The following is a 15,356-nucleotide window of genomic DNA, read 5'->3' on the forward strand; positions in this document are numbered from 1 at the left end:
ATGACCACCGCCCTTGCCGCTCCGCACCACGCCGCCGTCGAGGCGGGCCGCTCCGCCCTCGCCGCGGGGGGTAACGCCGTGGATGCCGCCCTGGCCGCGGCCGCGATGCTCACCGTCGTCTACCCGCACCAGTGCGCGGTCGGCGGCGACCTCATCGCCCTGGTCCGCCGGCCCGACGGCTCGACGACCGCGATCGTCGCCGCCGGCACCGCCCCCGCCGCGATCGCCGAGGTCGCCGCGACGTGGGTCGAGGTACCGCGGGCCGGCGCCGGCTCGGTCACGGTTCCGGGGATGTTCGCCGGATGGGAGGCGATCGCGCGCCTCGGCGCCGTTCTGCCGCTCTCGCGTGCTCTTGACGCGGCGGCCGCGACGGCGGAGGCGGGCACGCCGGTCAGCGCGGGCTTGGCCCGTGCCCTCGTCTCGCGGGCCGATGCGATCCTCGCCGACCCGGGCCTGCGCGAGGTGTTCACCCGGGACGGTGAGCTGCTGGCCGAGGGCGACGCTCTGGTCCAGCCCGCGCTCGCCGGGTCGCTTCGCCGGATGGCCGCCGACCCGAACGACTTCTACGCGGGCGAGATCGCCCGGTCCCTCGTTTCGACGCTGCGTGCCGACGGAGGCACTCACACCGTGGAGGACTTCGCCGGATACCGCCCCGAGGTCACCGAGGCGCTGACCCGCACGATCGGCGGCGCCGAGTACAGCGTCGCTCCGCCGCCGTCGGTGGGCGCGATCCTCGTCGGCGTCGCCGCGGCGGGTGAACGGCATCCCGGTGCCGCTGAGCTTCTCGAGGCGAGCGTCCGCGGAGCCCAGGCGCGCGGCGCGCACCTCGGCGACCCCGCCGCGGGACCCGTCGACCTCGAGGCCCTGCTCTCTCTCGACGCCGGCCCGCTCACCGGACCCGGCGAGCCGCGTCCGCAGGGAGACACCGCCGCGGTCGTCGCGATCGACGACGACGGGTATGCCGTGACGATCGTGCAGAGCGTGTACCAGACGTTCGGCTCCGGACTCCTCGACCCGGCGACCGGCATCCTCCTCCACAACCGCGGTGGGGCGTTCTCGATCGACCCGGCCTCACCCGCGGCGATCCGCCCCGGAGCGCGTCCGCCGCACACGCTCGCCCCGGCGATCGTCGATCGCGACGACCTCACGGTGGTCGCCGGATGCCAGGGCGGCCGAGCGCAGCCGTGGATCCTCGCGCAGCTGCTCCCCGACGCGACAGACCCCGCCACCGACCTGGACGAACTGCTCGGCCGCCCGCGCTGGGTGATCGGCGACCGCGACCTGGGACACGATCGCCTGACCCTCGTGACCGAGCCCGGGGTCGTTCCCGACGTGGGGGAGCGGGCCGAAGCCCTCGGGCTGGGGATCGCGGCGTTCCCCGGACCCGCCGACGAAGCCGGCCACGTCCAGCTCGTCCGCCGATCGCGCACCGCCGGGGTGCGCGATGCCGCGAGCGACCCCCGCGCCGACGGGGTCGCCGTCCTCGTCCCCTGACCGTTCACCCGCCCCACCGCACGCCCTGCCCCACCAAGGAGACCCGATGACCGCCGACCGGCACTGGAGCGACCCCCTCACCCCGAGCGAGATCGTGGAGGTCACCGCGCTCGTGCGCGCGGACGAGCGCATCGGTTCCGAGCCCCGCTTCTGGGGCATCGCCGTCGAGGAGGGGCTCGCTCGCAGCCTCGCGCCGGGCCAGGGACGTCCCGTGCGTCTGGTCGTGATGAACCCGGCGGCGCACGCCGCGTGGGAGGTCACCGGCTGGACCTCGGGCACCGATCGCGCCGAGGCGTCGCTGGCATCCTGGAGTCCGGTGGATGCCAAGCGCCCCGGCGTCTCGAGCGACGAGGCGCGCGCGATCGCCCGCGCCGCCCGCGAGCACCCGCTGCTGAAGGAGGCCCTCGCCAAGCGCGGGATCACCGACACGACGCACGTGTGGGTGGACCCCGAGTCGATCACCGGCTTCGAGCCGGAGGACCTCATGGACCGCCGTCTGTCGTGGGGCACCGTCTGGTACCGCGAGAGCGCCGACGACAACGGCTACGCGCGTCCGGTCGCCGGCCTCGTGCCGATCCTCGACCTCGAGACGCTCGACATCATCCGCATCGAGGACCACGGCGTCATCCCGATGGCCAGCGAGGGCGGCAACTACCGTTCGGGCACGTGGGGACCCGACCGCACCGTCGCGCCGCTGGAGATCACCCAGCCCGAGGGCCCCGGCTTCACCGTCGAGGGCCACAAGGTCACGTGGCAGAACTGGTCGTTCCGCATCGGCTTCACGCACCGCGAGGGGCTCGTGCTGCACGACATCGCGTACCGCGACGGCGATGTGGAGCGCCCCGTCCTCCGCCGTGCCGCCGTCAACGAGATGTACGTGCCGTACCTCGACTCCGACCCGACGGCGTACCGCAAGAACTTCTTCGACTGGGGCGAGTACGGCGCGGGCCCCCTGACGGCATCCCTCGAACTCGGATGCGACTGCCTCGGCGAGATCCACTACTTCGACGCCCACGTGCTCGACGGGCTCGGCGAGGCGCAGACGATCACGAACGGTGTCTGCCTGCACGAGGAGGACTCCTCCATCCTGTGGAAGCACGTCAACACCCGCACGGGTGAGGCGGACGTCCGCCGCTCGCGGCGCCTCGTGATCTCGTTCTTCGCCACCGTCGCCAACTACGACTACGGCTTCTACTGGTCGCTGTACCAGGACGGCTCGATCGAGCTGGAGATCAAGCTCACCGGCATCCTGTCGGTGTCGGGGATCGACGACGGGAAGATGCCGGCCTTCGGTCGCATGGTCAGCCCGAACGTCCAGGCACCCACGCACCAGCACTACTTCGCCGTGCGCATGGACACCGCGATCGACGGACCGAAGAACCGCCTCGTCGAGGTGCACGCCGAGGTCGAGGAGGACGAAGAGCTCAACCCGTGGGGGAACGCCGTCAAGATGGTCTCGGAGGTCATCGCGTCCGAGAAGGATGCCGGACGCATGGCGGATGCCTCCCGCGCGGTGCACTGGCGAGTGGAGAACACCGAGCGCACGAACCGCTTCGGTGAGAGTACCGCCTACCGCCTGTCCGCGATGCACACGACGCGCCTGTTCGCCAAGCCCGGCAGCATCGTCGCGCGCAAGGCGCCGTTCGTCTCGAAGCACCTGTGGGCCACGGCGTACGACCCGAACGAGCGCTTTATCACCGGCGACTACCCCAACCAGGCGCCGCTCGAGGCCGAGGGCATCACGGCGTGGCAGCAGGCCGACCGTCCGCTCGACGGCGCCGAACTGGTGCTGTGGCCGATCGTCGGCGTGCACCACTACCCGAAGCCCGAGGAATGGCCGATCATGCCGGTGCACCGCATCGGCCTGCGGTTCGAGCCGGACGGCTTCTTCACCCGCAACCCCTCGCTCGACCTGCCGCCGTCCTCGGGCGGCGACCACTGCCACGCGCCGACCGCGGGTTCCGGTGGGGCCGTGGCCGAGGGGCACGCGTTCCACGGGCACGACGTCGGCGGGCACGAGCACCACGGGCACGACCACGCCGCCGGGGGCCACGACCACTCGGCGCACGGGCACCACGGGCACGACCACCACGGGCACTGATGGGGGAGGTCCTGCACGTCGGCGCGCTGGTGACGACGGCGGCGGGCGCGTGCTGCGTCGCCGCCGACCGTCCGGCCGCGCGCGTGCGTGAACTGCTCATCGCGACGCTCATGCTGCTGGCGATGGCCGACATGGTCGTCGGCGGCGGGCGTGTGCCGGCGGTGTTCTGGGCGGCGGCGTTGCTGGCCGCGGCGCTGGTCGCGGTGGCTCCGGGTTCCGCGCGGCGCGGGGGCGACCGTCGTATGCGCGCCTTCGATGCGCTCGGCGCCGTGCTGATGGCGGCGCTTCTGCTCGCGGCGCACGTCCCGGCATCCGTCGGTACGTCTCACCACGGGTCGGGGGCGATGCCGCTCGTGGCGCTCACGCTCGTCGGGGTGGCGGCGTACGCCGTGGGCGGTGTGGTGCTGTTCGTCGCCGCGCACCGTGATCGACCGCTCGTCACGCGGCTGCCGCCGTTGGCGATGGGGGCGTCGGCGGTGCTGATGGCGGCGCCGCTGCTGCTGGGGGGATGAGGGCACCCGATCGACCCCGGGCACCGGGATCGGATAAACGACCGATCGTATTCAGGTACCCGGCGGTGATTCCGCCACCCTAGGATGAGGCATCCGGGGTGCGCGGGGGGCGCGCATCCGGGCTGGCGCCTGATTCTGGAATGGGGGGGATCTGGGCATGGTGACGGGAAATTTCTTCGTACCGCCATCGGGCTCGGGTGGTGGATCGGGCACGCCCGGTCGGAAGGCCACGAGCTCACGGCAAGGGGACGCGAGGGGTGTCCGGGGCAGGGCGATCTTGACGAACCCCGCGACGCGTCTGATGGCGATTCTCGGCGGTGCGGACCCTCGTGTTCTCGAACGGGCGCCATCGGAGGCCGGTCGTTTCGTGACCATGTTCCTCGTTCTGCTGGGCACCGCATTGCTGTCCGGGATCTCCATCTGCGTCGCCCTCATCACTGCGATGGAGGTGTGGTGGTGGGTGGCTGCGCCGCTCGCGCTGATCTGGATGGCGCTGATCTTCAACCTGGACCGTTTTCTGACATCGTCCATCAAGTCGACGAGGAACGTATCCGTTCTCGTCATCGCTGCTCTGCCACGCGTCGCCATGGCAGCCGTGATCGGCGTCATCGTCGCTGAACCGCTGGTTCTCCAACTCTTCAACGACGAGATCACTCGTGAGATGAACGCGATCAATCAGGTCGAGGAGACGACGCAGCTCCAGGCGCTGGAAACCGGCATTCTCGCAAAGGCCCGCGACGATACGCGACAGCGCTACCTCGATCTCGCGGAGCAGGAACGGACAGGTGTGATCGCCGGAACGGGGGATTCCGAGACGTACTCGGTGTCGGAGGCGAGGGCTCAGGTCGCTCGCCTCACCGATCAGCTCGCTCAGGCCAGCACCGACCTTCAGAGTGCGCGCGCGTTGTACCAGTGCGAGCTGAACGGTGGAAACGTCGCGGGTTGTTCGGGCACACCGGGCGACGGAACCAACGCCCGCTCAGCGCAGCAGCAGATCGATGAGGCCAACCAGCGTTGGTCCTCCCTCTCGCAGCAGCTTCAGAGCGCTGAGGCGGCACTCTCCGAAGCCGAGGCGGCCTCCGCCGGTGCGAACGAGTCGTCGGAAGCGGCGAACCGCCAGCAGGCGGCCACGCAGGTCGAGGCGGCACGCCTCGCCGAAGAGCAGGCGCTCGCCGCCTATGACGCCGAGCGCACGCGTATCCAGACGGACGTGGCCAACTCGACGGGCCTCATCGCCCGGATGAACGCGCTGGAGACACTCACTTTCGGAGACCGGATGGTCGATGCCCAGGGCAACGTCCTGAGGGAGACCGAGGGCAGCCCGATCATCGGCTGGGCGCATTTCGCTCTCGCGACCCTCTTCTTCATGTTCGAGATCCTGCCCGTGGTCTCGAAATCCGTGATGGCCTACGGGGACAAATCCCTCTACGAGCAGGTCGAAGCCATGGACAAGGCCTCGATGGTCGAACGGGAGAAGATCGAGCGCAACGACAGCCGGTGGGAGGCCCAGCAGCGTTCGGGTAATCGTCGCAAGCAGATCGAGCACATGCTCGAACTGGAAGCCGATCAGGCGCGGAAAGCGAATGTGCACGTCGCGCGAGAGATGGAGAAAGTCCTGGATCTTGCTCTCGCCACGTGGAGCTCTCACCTCCCTCACGCCGACCCGCGGCAGGACGGCCCTCCACCGCGGCCGACCACGCACGACGCCGCTCACCCCTAAGGCCACGACGTGACGTATCCGATCTCGGAAAGCTGGATCCACACGGCGATCATCGTCGCCTCCCCCTCGGGCGAGATCCCCACGACGTCGTGGGCCGTCCTGAACGCCGCCGCCGCGACCGTGCTCGCCTCGCCCGAATTCGACGAGGTCAGCTTCCATGTCCTGGTCCGATCGCCCGGCGACGCGGGGGGCCTTCCGACATCGGTGGACGATGTCCTGGGCAGGGTCCTCGACGAGACGGAGGCATCCGCGATCTCCCTGGTCTGGTGCGAACCGGCCGATACGGTGGACGGCTCGCTCGCCCCGCACCTCGAGCCCCTCAACGCGGTGCGGTTCACCGCTGCGGTCGTTGAACAGGTTCGCCAGCGCAGCGCCGCCCCCGACGTCGTTGCCCGGAGGGCCGTGATCGCGGCGCTCACGGCGGCGGAAGGACACCGCGGCACGCCACGACCGCTCATCGAGGCCTTCGGGCATGCTCAGGAGCCGGCCCCGGCGCCGGTGTCTCGCGATCCCGTGGCCGGGCGCGACCAGGCTTCTCCGCTTCCGTCGATGCCTGTCGAGGGCGGCTACGCCACTCGATCGACGGCCGGCGAGGGGTACCGCGATCCCGGGCGGAGCGCGGAACGCTTCTCGCGCGCCGATGACCGACTTCCCGGACGCGGGCCCGCGTTCGTCCAGGACGTTCGCACCGCGTTCGCGTCACAGCTGGACGACTGGCGCAGCGAAACCTCGAAGGTCAGACGGGCGGCGGAGCGCGTGGGGGTAGCCGAGTTCGATGAGCTTCGGCCGCTGCCGGGAGCTCGACGCCCTCTGCTCTACGTGGTCGTGGCGGCCTCCCCGCAGTGGGACAAGAGGTCGATGCGCACGCGCGATGCCGCACTGACTCTCATCACGCGCGGGCTCGGGCGGCAGTGGGTTGTCATCGCTGCGAACATGGGCGCAACGCTCTCGCGCGTGGCCGGGCCCACGGTACCGAATCTCCTTCCTCCCGCGTGGCGCAGGACCGATCGCAGCAACGACTTCGACCTCGGGCACGCCGCCGGAGAAGTGTCGGCCCAACTCTCGCGAGACGTCGCGTCGCTGCGGCTTCGCGGTCATGACGTGGGTTCCTTGCACGTCGTCGTGTTCGCCACCGAGCCGCCGTTCGTCGACTCTTCCGCCGACAGCGCGTACCGAGAATTGCTGGGCGCCGTGGACTCGGTGACCTGGCTCCTGGCTGGGGACTCCGGATGGATGGAGACCCCGTGGGAGCTGGAGCAACCGCCCTCCCGTGTGCTGCAGGCAGAGCAGGACGGCGCGAAGATCTTCCTCGCCGAAGTGCTGTCGCCGATCGATCAGGAAGGTGAGGACTGACTGCCGTTCTCCTCGGCGGGGCTCCGCTTCTGGTCGCCGAGCTCCTCGGCGATTTCTGCGAACGCGAGGGCCTGCGCGCTCATGATCGCGGAAAGGTGCTCTTCGAGGACCGCGACGAGGGAAGACCCGAGCGAAAGAGCATCGGGCAGGGGGAACGAGCGCGTCAGATCCGCCCGGAGATCGTCGAAGCCGGAGGCGCGCAGCAGCTCCGCGACGTCGAAGCCGAGTCTCTCCATCGAAGGAGCGGTGGATGCCAGCTCCGCGGCGCCGTTCGTGAGGTCGTCCATCGAGGTCGGCCACGCCGGCAGGGGAACACGGATGTCATCGCGAAGAACGGACGGGGCAGTGAAGGCGGGGAGGGCCGGGACGTACGGTGCAGGAAGTGCTCCCGTCTCCACGTGGAAGGGCGGCAGCTCGTAGCAGTCGACCGTGCCGAGGACGCGCGTGGCGCTGTCATATCTGGTTCGCACGTGAAGCACGACCTGGCCGGCGTGGGGGACGCGGACGGGTGCGCTGTCGCGATCTCCTGGCACGCTCGCCCACTCGCCGGAGGGGCCCGAGATCTGCACCTCGTAGGGGCTCCCCGACTGGATGTGCCAGGAGGCGATGATGTCGCTTCCCCGCAGGGCCGCAGGCTTGCTCAGGCCGGCGTGCGTGATAACGGGAGGGGCGATCACCGTGCGGACGGCATCCTCCGCGGCGTACCGCAGTTGTCCGGCGGTCGGCCTGTTCGCCGGATCGGGATCCAACGCCCGCTCGATCATGGCGGCGAGTTGACTCGTGACGACGGGTGGCGGTGGTGACGGGAGTGCTCCACGCTGCGTGGCCCCTTTCCCTCCGCGGATGAAGCGCACGAAAGCGAGCCCGAGCTTGTACACGTCGGTCTCGAAGTCCTGCAGCATCTTCACGTGTGGCCGCGAGTCATCGTTGCCCTGAGACATCTCGGGGGGAAGCCACCGGGGGAAGTGGCCTTGACGGGCCGCACGGGTGGGGTCCGACACGTGCCCGACCGCGTCGCAGTCCAACAGCAACACGCGCGCGGGCGAGAAAGTGAACACCTCGTTGTGCGGGTTGAGGTCTCCGAACACCACCCCGTGCCCGTGGAGCAGCTCGACGGCGCCCGCGAGCTTGGCGAGTACATGCAGCCGCAGCGCGTCGTCGTCGTAGTCGGGGTGGTCGTACCCGAGATTCTTCCTCGATTGCTCCGGTGCGCTCAGGTACTCGTACCCGCGCGGCTTGCGCGCGCCCGGGATGTTGTTGGTCGGGTGAATGTCCATGAAGAATTCGGGGGGAATCAAGGGCAGCAGGCATCCCACTTCTCGACCTTGGTCGACGACCATCGCGACCGGCCAGACGGCGATCTCGTCGATCTTCTGCCGATCGGCATCGCTCAACACCGCGCGAAAGGCCACCGCACGGTGCATCCCCTCCAGAACGGCAGGAACGTGCACCGGGTCGATGTCCGGCTTGGGCCGCTTGAGAACCATGGGCCGCGTGTCACCGGGTACGGGTGTTCCCGCGACCTCGTGAACGACTCCGAACCCTCCGTCGCCGATTTCGTTCTCGATGCGGAGGGACGACAGCTCGACGTTCATATGGCGTCCCTCGACGCCGCGACACCGTCCGGGTCGGCGGTCGCGGCAGACCACACGCCCACCACGGTTCGGTCGTCCTGGAAGCTTTGGCGCGCGAACTCCACCTGCCCGCCGAAGGTGTAGATACCGGGCGCGTCCGCCCACCATGACGCCAGAGCCTGCCGCACCTCGTGCGAGTTGCGGAGGGGCACGCCGACCCCGTCCGTCATGACGAAGATGCTGTCTGCGCCGCCGGGCAGCGTGGCGAACTGCACGACTGCTCGTGCGGAGGGCAGCGCGTCGATCGGTGCGGCGAAGGCGTCGCCCGCAACCGCCGAGGCTGTCGCCTCGGACCAGGCTCCACCGGACAACACCCACACGGGAGAGTCGCCGACCCACGCGATATGGCCCGGGCCGATGACGCCATCCACGATGGAGACCTCCACGAGCGTGAGAGTCGTTCCGCCGAGGGGGAACCCCGATTCTCCGATCACCGTGTGTTCGAGGAGGTGGGCGTTCGCCCGTTGCACGAGCTCGCCGAGGGTTGTGTCCTCCAAACTCCAGGCATCGGCGGCCACCCTCACGGCGGCCGCACTGGCTTCTCGGGAACGCGACCGGGATCCGACCCCGTCCGCGACGGCGATCAGGAGACTCGACCGCTCTGCCCGCCAGGCGCACGAGAAGGCATCCTGCCGTTCTGTGCCCCGGTTTCGGTGCAGGAGGCCGCGCACCGAGGCGGCGCGGATCGCCGCGCCGTCGATGTCATGTTCCGCGAGTTCGATCTCGGGGCTGGCGGAGGGTCCGAGCGGCACTCCCAGGCGCACCTCGCTGGCGAGTCGCCCGGGGATGCCGATCGGGTACGGGATGTCGCGAAGACGTTTCACCACGGCCCGGCTCCTAGAACGTCGCGTCGACTGTTCCGTGCGCGATGTCGGATGCGGGTGCCGGACGCGCGGCCTGGAGGTTCGGCTGGCTGGATGCGGCCGCGGCACTGGCGCGGATGACCGTCTGATTGATCAGGTGCTTCACCTGCGCGATCACCGACTTGATATCAGCATTCTTAAAAAGGAAGTACTCTCCCCGCTTCTCGCCGAAGTCGGGGTACGCGATGCTCTTGAGCACCTCGACGTCCGCATCTCGGAAGCCGTAGGCCACGACGTACGGCCACGCCTTGTTCGCCTCTGCGCCCTGAAGCCTGAGGAACGTGTCTCGGAATCGACCCCTGTCGTTGTGGTCGGGCTGCCCGTCCGTGAGGAAGAACACGCAGGGACGGTGGTAGCTCCCGTTCTTCGCCTTGATGGCCGCCGTATCCGCGCGAACGGCACGGTCATATGTCTCCCACGCCGAGCTGAAGTTCGTGCCGCCGAGAATGGTGAGCGGTTCGACCGACTCGATGTTGGACAATCGCGAGAGCGGAATCGTCACCCGCGCGGTCGAGCCGAAGCTGATCACGCCCAGCAAGGCCGTGTCGTCCGTGGCCGCATCGGCTCGGAGCTCGGCGACGATCTCCTGCACCGCCGAATGCAAAGTTCCCAGGTCCGCACTCATCGACCCGGATTGGTCGAGGATGATGTAAAACGGCATCACCTCCTGACCCTCGGCGATGTCGACGTCGCGGGCGTCATCGACGCCCTCTGCGTACTCGTTCATACATTCCCCCCAGATGTTGATATTGCACGTACGGTCACGGTATCCGGAGCCGTCGCAGCCACACAACGACGGTGTTCGGCGGTGTCTGAGACGGCTGGCGAGCCGGTGCGCGACTGATCCATCACCCGGGTCTACCGATCCCGGGGATGGGTGGGCTGAGCAGCCGCATTCGTGGCCCCGGGGCCACCGCTGACGCCCCGTGCCACAGAACGTGCACCGACCCGCGGAGCCCCGCGTCAGCCCGTGAACACCGTCGCGGAGCGCCGCTCGTACCACCGCGCGAGCTGCTCGCCGGCCTTGAGGACGTGCTCGCGCATCTCTCGGCGGGCGGCCTCGGCGTCGCCGCTCTCGATCGCCTCGATGATGCGGACGTGCTCCTGGAAGTTCTCTTCGCGGTGGCGGTCGTCGCCCACGAGGAGCTGGGCCGACACGTTGCGGGGGAAGGTCTCGTTGATCTCCTCGATGGCGCGGGCGAGGCGGGCGTTGGCCGAGACCTGCGCGATCGTGTTGTGGAAGACATCGTTCTCGCGGCGGCTGGCGAGCGCCGGGTCACCCTGGCCCCGCTCGCGCTCGACGGAGCGGTCGTACATGTCCTGGTTCGCCTCGCGCAGGCGCGCGACGTCGCCGCGCGAGATGCGTTCGACGGCGCGGGCGGCGGCGAGGGCCTCGAGCTCGGCGCGCACCTCGTACGCTTCGCGCACCTCCCACGGCGCGGGCACGCGTACCACGGCGCCTCGGTTGGGCAGCACCTCGATGAGCCCACCCGTCTGCAGCTGACGCAGCGCTTCGCGCACGGGGGTGCGGCTGACGCCGAAGTCGCTCGCGAGCTCCGCCTGGCGCAGCTGCGCTCCGATCGGAATGTCGCCCGACATGATCCGTTCCCGGATCTTGGCGGCGATCTCATCGACGAGGGCGTGCCCCCCGGCCGCCGAGATCTCGGTGTCCCCCCCTGCGGCCATGCTGCCCCTCTCGGTCGGTCGTGGTCGCGCTCCCGCGACTGCCGAACCTAGCAGAAGGGCTCCCGGATGCCACGCAATCCACGCGGGTCTGGCTCCCAGGTCATGCATTCGGGATCCAATTTGTTTCTGTTAGGATCCAAACATGACGACCCGAGAGGATGCCACCGAGCTCCGCGCCCGCGTGCGCTCTCTGACGCTCGAGACCGCCGACGTCATGTCGGTCGAGCTCGAGGGGGTCGACGGGCCGCTCCCCGAATGGACACCCGGCGCCCATATCGACCTCGCCCTCCCCGGCGCACCGGTGCGGCAGTACTCGCTGTGCGGCGAGCCCGGGTCGGCGCGCTACCGCGTCGCCGTCCTGCACGAGGAGCAGAGCCGCGGCGGCTCCCGCGCCGTGCACGAGCGGCTGCGCCCGGGCGACGTCGTGTCGCTCCGCGGTCCGCGCAACCATTTCGGCCTCGAACCCGCCGACGAGTACCTCTTCCTCGCGGGCGGCATCGGCATCACGCCGGTTCTGCCCATGGTGCGCGCCGCGGCCGCGGCGGGCGTGCCGTGGCGCGTGCTGTACCTCGGCGCCTCCCGCACCCGCATGGCGTTCCTCGACGATCTCGCCGCCCTCCCGGGGGGAGCGGTCGACGTCGTCGCGCGCGACGAGGGCGTCCGAGCCGACCTCGAGGCCGAGCTCGCGGCCCACCCGAACGCGGCCGTGTACGCGTGCGGTCCGGCACGCATGCTCGAGGAGGTCACGCGCCTGGTGCCCGAGGCATCCGGTCGTCTTCACCTGGAGTATTTCACCGCCCCGGCCGTGGAGTACGAGCCCGGCGGACCGTTCGCCGTGCGTCTCGCGCTCACGGGCGTCGAGCTGACCGTCGAACCCGAGCAGAGCGTGCTCGAGGTCATCCGCGAAGCCGGCGTCGACGTGCTCTCCGACTGCGAAGAGGGCATCTGCGGCAGCTGCGAGACGGGCGTGCTCGAAGGCGAGGTCGAGCACCGCGACTTCGTCCTCACCTCACAGGAACGTGCCGCGAACGACTGCATGATGGTCTGCGTTTCGCGGTCCGCGTGCCCCCTCCTCGTGCTCCAGGCCTGAGAGCCCCGGACACAACCCACACCGACCACGAAGGGCGACGGCGATGCTGAAGCAGGAAGACAACGAGAAGATCACCCGCTCCGGACCGGGCACGCCGCTCGGAAACCTTCTGCGCTCGTACTGGCAGCCGGCCGCCCTCGTCTCCGAGATGCCGGGCGAGCGGCCGGTCAAGGCCGTCCGCATCATGAGCGAGGACCTCGTGCTGTTCAAGAAGCGCGAGGGCTGGGGCCTCATCAGCCGCTACTGCGCCCACCGCGGCGTCGACCTGTCGTACGGCCGTCTCGAGGAGGACGGCATCCGCTGCCTGTACCACGGGTGGCTCTACGACGGCGAAGGGAAGTGCGTCGAACAGCCCGCCGAGCCCGAACACAGCCAGTTCCTCGGCAAGATCCGCATCGCCAACTACCCGTGCGTGGAGAAGAACGGCATCATCTTCACCTACATGGGCGCGGGCGACCCGCCGCCGTTCCCCGACTACGACTGCTTCATCGCGCCGGAGGAGTACACCTTCGCCTTCAAGGGCCTGTGGGACTGCAACTGGCTGCAGGGCCTGGAGGGCGGCATCGACCCGAGCCACGTGTCGTTCCTCCACCGCTTCATCCAGGAGGACCCGCGCGAGATGTACGGGCAGCAGTTCGCCGAGGAGGTCGAGGGCACCGGCAAGAAGCTCTCGATGCTCGTGGGAGAGAGCTACCGCCCCGACATCGAGGTCGAGAGCGCCGACCACGGCCTGCGCGTGTTCGCGCTGCGGCAGCTCACTGAGGACATCAAGCACGTCCGGGTGACGAACCTGATGTTCCCGAACGCGTTCGTCGTCCCGTTCGGCAACACCAAGGTGTTCACGCAGTGGCACGTGCCGATCGACGACGAGCACCACTACTGGTACATGATCTGGTACGACTTCGCCGAGGTGACCGACAAGGACACGCTGCTGCAGCAGCGCCTCGAGGGCGTGACGCTGCCGGACTACCGGCCGATCCGCAATCGCGACAACAACTGGGGCTTCGACCCGCAGGAGCAGAAAGAGCTCACGTACACGGGTATGGGGCTCGACATCAACGTCCACGACCAGTGGGCCGTGGAGAGCATGGGCCCGATCCAGGACCGCACGGTCGAGCGCCTCGGGGTCTCGGACCGCGCCGTCACCGCGAACCGGCGCCTGCTGCTGCGGGCCATCGACGCGTTCGCGGCGGGCGGGCAGACGCCCTCGCACCCCGTGAGCGCGGAGGAGGCCGCGAAGCTCACCGGGCCCCTCGCGATGGACACGATCTCGGCCAACGACGCGTGGCAGGAGCGCTGGGTCCAGCGCGAGCAGGAGCGCCGCGCCGCCTCGCCGTGGGCGGCCGCGAGCGCCAGCGCCGAGGAGACCGTCGATGCGTGAGCGCAACGTCGACGAACGCCCCGTCTCCGAGAGCGGCGGCGGGATCTCCGCGCGACCGATGCTCGCCGCCGACCGCGAGGGTTTCGTCCACCGCCACGGGCTGTGGAGCGAAGCGAAGTACGCCGCCGCCGGGCAGATGCGCCGCGTCGTGGACGAGCTCGGGATCGACATGGTCCGGTTCTCGTTCGTCGACCAGCACGGCATCCTGCGCGGGAAGACGATCGCCCGCGGAGGGCTCGCCGCGGCCCTGCGCTCGGGTGTCACCGCGCCGAGCTCGCTCCTGCTCAAGGACACGTCGGGACAGTCCGTCTTCTCGGTGTTCAGCGCCGAGACGGGTGTCGGTGTCGCCGGGTTCAGCGGCGCGGGCGACATCGTGCTCGTGCCCGACCCGACGACGTTCCGCGTGCTGCCGTGGGCGCCGGGGACGGCCTGGATCCTGTGCGACCTGCATTTTCCCGACGGCAGCCCCGTGCCGTTCTGCACGCGCACGATCCTCCGCAACGAGCTGACCACGCTCGCCTCGCGCGGCTACGACCTGACCGTGGGCGCCGAGCTGGAGTTCCACGTCTTCCGGGCCGAGGAAACGGCGCTGGGCACCGAGCACGTCGGAGCCCCGGGTCGCCCGGGTGCCGCGTCGCTCGCCGCTCCGACCACGCGCGGCTCGCAGCTGCTGCTCGAGGAAGGGCTCGACCGCATGCAGCCCCTCGTCGATGCGCTGTACCGCGGGCTGACGCTGCTCGACCTTCCGCTGCGCTCGATCGAGCTGGAGTTCGGTCCCAGCCAGTTCGAGATCACGATGGAGGCCGGCTCCGCCGCCGAGATCGCGGATGCCATCGTCCTGTGCCGCACCGCGGTCCGGCGCATCGCCGCGGGGCTCGGCTATCACGCCACGTTCATGTCGCGCCCGCAGGGAGCCGAGGGTGCGTCCACCGGCTGGCACCTGCACCAGTCGCTCACCGAGCGGGCGACCGGTCGTGGCGCGTTCGTGCCCGACGCCCCCGGAACGACGCTGTCGCTCCTGGGCTCGGCCTACCTCGGTGGCCTGCTCGCGCACGCCGGAGCCGCGGCGGTCTTCACGACGCCGACGGTCAACGGCTACAAGCGCTACCAGCCGAACTCCCTCGCGCCCGACCGCATCGCGTGGGGCATCGACAACAAGGGGGCGATGGTGCGCGCCGTCGGCGGCGTCGGCGACCCCGCGACGCGCCTCGAGAACCGTTCCGGCGAGCCGGCGGCCAACCCGTACCTCTACATCGCTTCGCAGCTGATCAGCGGCGTGGACGGCATCGACCGGGGTCTGATCCCGCCGGCGCCGACCGCCGACCCGTACCGCACGGATGCGCCCTCGCTCCCGGCATCCCTGGGTGCCGCCGTCGACGCGTTCGAGGCCGACTCGGTGTTCCGGGCCGCGCTCGGCGACGTCGTCGTCGAGTGGTACGCGACCATCAAGAGGGCAGAATTCGCCCGCTACCTTCGCCACGTCTCCGACTGGGAGCAGCGCGAGTACTTCGAGATCTTCTGA

The 15,356-nt window shown here is 69.9% G+C and carries 12 protein-coding genes; 8 read left to right on the forward strand and 4 right to left on the reverse strand.

Annotated features, from left to right (window positions below; all coding sequences use genetic code 11):
* The 5 genes from ABC271_RS03080 (at position 1) to ABC271_RS03100 (ending at position 7,180) form a co-directional block, all read left to right on the forward strand.
* Positions 1 to 1,494, forward strand: coding sequence for a gamma-glutamyltransferase (locus ABC271_RS03080; RefSeq protein ID WP_412923451.1), 1,494 nt, complete (start codon positions 1 to 3; stop codon positions 1,492 to 1,494).
* 46 nt (positions 1,495 to 1,540) lie between these two features.
* A complete protein-coding gene (locus tag ABC271_RS03085; protein ID WP_412923452.1) occupies positions 1,541 to 3,595 on the forward strand; it encodes a primary-amine oxidase in 2,055 nt (684 codons plus the stop codon).
* Positions 3,595 to 4,107, forward strand: a complete 513-nt coding sequence (locus ABC271_RS03090) for a hypothetical protein (RefSeq protein ID WP_412923453.1) — start codon at positions 3,595 to 3,597, stop codon at positions 4,105 to 4,107. The genes ABC271_RS03085 and ABC271_RS03090 overlap by 1 nt, the downstream gene beginning before the upstream one ends.
* A gap of 301 nt (positions 4,108 to 4,408) precedes the next feature.
* The gene (locus ABC271_RS03095) at positions 4,409 to 5,827 is read left to right on the forward strand and encodes a DUF4407 domain-containing protein (RefSeq protein ID WP_412926093.1); all 1,419 of its coding nucleotides are present in this window, start codon (positions 4,409 to 4,411) and stop codon (positions 5,825 to 5,827) included.
* Positions 5,828 to 5,836: 9 nt separating this feature from the next.
* Positions 5,837 to 7,180: a hypothetical protein gene (locus ABC271_RS03100; protein ID WP_412923454.1), complete on the forward strand. Its 1,344-nt coding sequence runs from the start codon at positions 5,837 to 5,839 to the stop codon at positions 7,178 to 7,180.
* Here ABC271_RS03100 and ABC271_RS03105 read toward each other — a convergent pair.
* The 4 genes from ABC271_RS03105 to ABC271_RS03120 form a co-directional block, all read right to left on the reverse strand.
* The gene (locus ABC271_RS03105; RefSeq protein WP_412923455.1) at positions 7,162 to 8,775 is read right to left on the reverse strand and encodes a serine/threonine-protein kinase; all 1,614 of its coding nucleotides are present in this window, start codon (positions 8,773 to 8,775) and stop codon (positions 7,162 to 7,164) included. The genes ABC271_RS03100 and ABC271_RS03105 overlap by 19 nt on opposite strands.
* Complete coding sequence (locus ABC271_RS03110) at positions 8,772 to 9,641, reverse strand: protein phosphatase 2C domain-containing protein (protein ID WP_412923456.1); 870 nt, start codon at positions 9,639 to 9,641, stop codon at positions 8,772 to 8,774. The genes ABC271_RS03105 and ABC271_RS03110 overlap by 4 nt, the downstream gene beginning before the upstream one ends.
* 10 nt (positions 9,642 to 9,651) lie before the next feature.
* Complete coding sequence (locus tag ABC271_RS03115; protein ID WP_412923457.1) at positions 9,652 to 10,404, reverse strand: vWA domain-containing protein; 753 nt, start codon at positions 10,402 to 10,404, stop codon at positions 9,652 to 9,654.
* Between the two features lie 236 nt (positions 10,405 to 10,640).
* Positions 10,641 to 11,363, reverse strand: a complete 723-nt coding sequence (locus ABC271_RS03120; RefSeq protein ID WP_412923458.1) for a GntR family transcriptional regulator — start codon at positions 11,361 to 11,363, stop codon at positions 10,641 to 10,643.
* Positions 11,364 to 11,505: 142 nt separating this feature from the next.
* Here ABC271_RS03120 and ABC271_RS03125 point away from each other — a divergent pair, with 142 nt between their 5' ends.
* The 3 genes from ABC271_RS03125 to ABC271_RS03135 are packed head-to-tail and all read left to right on the forward strand — an operon-like array spanning position 11,506 to position 15,356.
* On the forward strand, positions 11,506 to 12,453 hold the full coding sequence (locus tag ABC271_RS03125; RefSeq protein WP_412923459.1) for a PDR/VanB family oxidoreductase: 948 nt from the start codon (positions 11,506 to 11,508) through the stop codon (positions 12,451 to 12,453).
* Between the two features lie 43 nt (positions 12,454 to 12,496).
* The gene (locus ABC271_RS03130; RefSeq protein WP_412923460.1) at positions 12,497 to 13,834 is read left to right on the forward strand and encodes a Rieske 2Fe-2S domain-containing protein; all 1,338 of its coding nucleotides are present in this window, start codon (positions 12,497 to 12,499) and stop codon (positions 13,832 to 13,834) included.
* Positions 13,827 to 15,356 (forward strand): glutamine synthetase family protein, encoded by a 1,530-nt coding sequence (locus ABC271_RS03135; RefSeq protein WP_412923461.1) that lies wholly within the window; start codon positions 13,827 to 13,829, stop codon positions 15,354 to 15,356. The genes ABC271_RS03130 and ABC271_RS03135 overlap by 8 nt, the downstream gene beginning before the upstream one ends.

Source organism: Microbacterium canaveralium (assembly GCF_047238045.1).
GTDB lineage: Bacteria > Actinomycetota > Actinomycetes > Actinomycetales > Microbacteriaceae > Microbacterium.